Here is a 2,961-nt window from a genome sequence, read left to right as displayed (position 1 = left end):
GCCAGCTCAAGCCGGACGTGAGCTGTACCCGCGAAGAGATCCTGCACTACATGGACGGCAAGATCGCCAAGTGGTGGATGCCGGACGACATCGTGTTCGTCGACGCCATCCCGCACACGGCGACGGGAAAGATCCTGAAGACGGCGCTGAGGGATCAGTTCAAGAGCTACACGCTGCCCGGGGCGGCGGCGTAGGACTCAAGTGCCCGCGTCGCCCTCACCCCACCCCTCTCCCGCAAGCGGGAGAGGGAGCGCGCTGCGGCGCGGGGACAATACTTAGCTCTATCGAAACGGTCGCATGCTGAACCGCAACGTCTCGCCGAGCACAGCGTAACCTCCCCCGCTTGCGGGGGAGGTCGGCACGGCGAAGCGCAGCGAAGCCGGGACGGGTGAGGGCTACGGCGGCGCGGCAAATAGCAGACTCACTGCTTGGGGTGCCCTCACCCCAACCCTCTCCCGCAAGCGGGAGAGGGGGCGCGCTGTGCTTGGGGCTACGCTGTGCTTCGCCTTGAAGAATTAACTAACTCTGATCAGCCCAGCACGGGTAGCGTCCGGACGTCGTAGCCGCTGGTGATGCTGCGGCCTTTGACCGGATCGCTGAGTTCGTAGTCGAATCGCGTCGCCGGGCGGATGCCGCCCTTTGCCGCGAAGGTGCCGCCGAACATCGCGGCGCCTTCCGGCAGGCCGGCTTTGCCGAATTCGCGCTCGATCAGTTCAAGCGGCGGCAGCATGCCGGACAAAGCGCCTTCCTGATACAGTACGCGCTCGCCGCCGATCGTTGCCCACGAGCGCAGCACGAGCTGGTCCCAATGCGGGGCGACGTCGCCATACAGCCAGAGCTCGCCCGCCACCGGCTTGTCGCACATCTGCTTCGAGACAGTGATGTTGTAGGTCTCGACCTTGCGGTCGGTGTGGTCGGAGCCGACGCCGACATAGAGCTTGCCGCCGGACTTGATCAGCACGAACTCGACCTCGCCGCTCGAATTCTCGTCGCTGACTTCGATCGCGGTACGCGTGGTGAGGCGGGACGCGGCGACGCGGTAGTAGATCGGCGTCGAGGCCGGCGGCGCGATGCCGAGCTCTTCGAGTTCCTTGATGTGCTTGTCGCGCGCCACCGGATCGCGGCCGGTCCAGCCGGCGATGATCAGGTCGGAGAAACCGATCGAGCGGGTGGTCTTGCCGGACGGTTCGTGAACGACGAAATCGATGGGGGTGGAATACATGTCTCTCCCTTGCGGCACGCGCGTCTTCTTGAAAGGCACGCGGAGGCGTGAGCCGCCTCCGCGCAAAATGCAAGCGGCAGATTACTCTCCGCTGCGGGTGTCGAGCAAAGTCCAGCGCTCGTCCTTGGCCTCGATCACGTAGATCGGCTTGATCGAGTCGTGATCCTCGCCGAACGAGATGGTGCCTTCGAGCGCCGCGAAGCCCTTGAGCTTGGCGAGTTCGTCGCGGATCGCGGTGCGCTCGGCCGCGACCTTGTCGGCGGCGCCGGTGACGGCGGCGGTCTTGGCGGCTTCGGCGAGCAGATACACGATGTCGTAGGCCGAAGCGTCCTGCTGGTTGGGCTCGTGGCGGGCGATGCCGGCTGCGGTGGTGCGCTCGGCGAACTGCTTGGCGAACGCCTTGGTGCGGTCGTTGAGCTCGGCATAGAAGGTGGTGCCGATGGTCATGCCGTTGCCGGCGCCGCCCATGCGCTTGGGCAGATCCGGATCCGCCACGGTCGTGCCGGCGATCAGGCGACCGCTGACGCCCTGGCGCTTCAGCTCCTTGGCGAGATTGACGGCGGCTTCCGGCGGCGCGCCGAGGCCGATGATGTCCGGCTTCATCTGAGCGAGCTGCGACACCTGCGGCGACAGATCGAAGGCGGCGAACTGGAAGTCGACTGCGCCCTTGTTTTCGACGCCGTATTTGGTGAACAGCACCGGCAGCACCGCAGTGCCGACCGATTTCGACACGGTGTCGTCGGTGGCGAAGGCGGTGGCGCCGGTCTTCATCGGCAGCTTCTTGTCGCGCAGCGCCGCCAGCACCTGGTCGATCACCATCTTCTCGTCGCGAGTGTTGCGGAACGCGTAGCTGAAGCCCTTGGTGAGGCCGGGCGCCGACGACGACATCGACATCTGCACGATGCCGAGGCGCTCACCGGCCGGGAACGCGACGCGGACCTCGCCGGACGAGAACGGCCCGATCACCGCCAGCGCCTTGTTGTCCTCGGCGAACTGACGCACCGCCAGCGCGGCCTGCTTGGGGTCGCCGCCGGTGTCGAACTTGACCAGCTTGATCTTGTTGCCGCCGATGCCGCCCTTGGCGTTGATCTCGTCGACCGCCATATCGACCGCGACCTCGTTGGTGTTGGCGAGGCTGACATAGGGACCGGTCTTGGCCATCGAGAAGCCGAATACCAGGTCGGCCGCGCTCGCGCTGCCTGCAACACTCATCAGTCCCAGCGCGACGCCCGCTGCTACGATCCCGTTCGCCTTCATCAACCCTGCTCCTTCTTCCTCTGACTTAGTGAGAATTCGCCCGCATCGGCTGCGGCGCGTCCGGCGTCTCGGCGCTGCCGCCGAGATAGGCTTCGAGTAATCGATGATCGTTGCGCAGCGCTTCGCTCGGGCCGGCGACCACGACTTTGCCGAGCTCCAGCACAGTGGCGCTGTGCGCCACCGACAGCGCCTTGCCGGTGTTCTGTTCGACCAGCACGATGGTCAGCCCACTGCGATTCATCTCCTGGATCAGCTCGAACACCTTGGAGACGAACAGCGGCGACAGGCCGAGCGACGGCTCGTCGAGCATCAGCACGCGCGGCTTCGCCAGCATGGCGCGGCCGATCGCCACCATCTGCTGCTCGCCGCCCGACAGCGTCGCGGCGGGAACATGGCGGCGCTGGCCGAGATTCGGAAAGCGCTCATAGATCGCGGCGATCTCGCTGCGCACCGCGGCGCTGTCTCGGCGCAGATGGGCCCCG

At 66.1% G+C, this 2,961-nt stretch carries 3 protein-coding genes and 1 pseudogene; 1 reads left to right on the top strand and 3 read right to left on the bottom strand.

Features of this window, described 5'->3' with window-relative positions:
- Positions 1–194 (top strand): annotated as a pseudogene (locus I5M_RS01340) (long-chain fatty acid--CoA ligase); the annotation flags it as partial.
- 335 nt (positions 195–529) lie between these two features.
- Here I5M_RS01340 and I5M_RS01335 read toward each other — a convergent pair.
- The 3 genes from I5M_RS01335 to I5M_RS01325 all read right to left on the bottom strand — a co-directional run.
- Positions 530–1,222: a DUF2848 domain-containing protein gene (locus I5M_RS01335; RefSeq protein ID WP_022719758.1), complete on the bottom strand. Its 693-nt coding sequence runs from the start codon at positions 1,220–1,222 to the stop codon at positions 530–532.
- An 81-nt stretch (positions 1,223–1,303) separates the two neighbouring features.
- Positions 1,304–2,479: an ABC transporter substrate-binding protein gene (locus tag I5M_RS01330; protein WP_022719757.1), complete on the bottom strand. Its 1,176-nt coding sequence runs from the start codon at positions 2,477–2,479 to the stop codon at positions 1,304–1,306.
- A gap of 25 nt (positions 2,480–2,504) precedes the next feature.
- Positions 2,505–2,961 (bottom strand): ABC transporter ATP-binding protein (locus I5M_RS01325; protein ID WP_022719756.1); only part of this gene is annotated, 457 nt, incomplete at its 5' end.

It is taken from the genome of Rhodopseudomonas sp. B29 (assembly GCF_000333455.1).
Lineage (GTDB): Bacteria > Pseudomonadota > Alphaproteobacteria > Rhizobiales > Xanthobacteraceae > Rhodopseudomonas.
Note: the sequence above shows the minus strand (reverse complement) of the source record. Positions and strands in the feature narration are given on the sequence as shown.